Source organism: Aeromonas sp. ZOR0002 (assembly GCF_963866995.1).
Lineage (GTDB): Bacteria > Pseudomonadota > Gammaproteobacteria > Enterobacterales > Aeromonadaceae > Aeromonas > Aeromonas caviae.
The window spans coordinates 1-308 of sequence record NZ_CAWMFQ010000345.1 but is presented as its reverse complement, the minus strand read 5'-3'; the positions used below and the strand labels follow the sequence as shown (position 1 = coordinate 308).

Annotated in this window: 1 protein-coding gene; it reads right to left on the bottom strand. The window is 53.9% G+C overall.

The window, feature by feature from the left end:
* Window positions 1-303, bottom strand: a 303-nt coding sequence (locus AACR77_RS18565) for a DUF4172 domain-containing protein (RefSeq protein WP_269429303.1), incomplete at its 3' end; no start/stop codon positions are given.
* Window positions 304-308: the final 5 nt, after the last annotated feature.

Sequence of the window (308 nt, the reverse complement as noted above, 5' to 3'; positions counted from 1 at the left end):
GATGGCATCCAGCATCATGGCCGCGAGCCCCTCTGAGCGCTCCGATACTGGATAGGACTGAGTTTGTGAACCTCCTAACCGCCTATCCAGAGAGGAACGCACGGATTGTGCATTGAGGCGTTCGCCTTCGATAGCGGACGAGGCGATGATGTTAGCCAATAACGTGTCCAACGTTTGGTCGGGGTTCCCCAACCTGGAATGACTACCGATTAGAATTCCCAACCTGCGTTGCACCTGCCGTAATCTGGGCAATATCTCGCTATCCCGCCAACGAAAATGGGGCCAATCTGCTTGTTGCCAAATCCAAA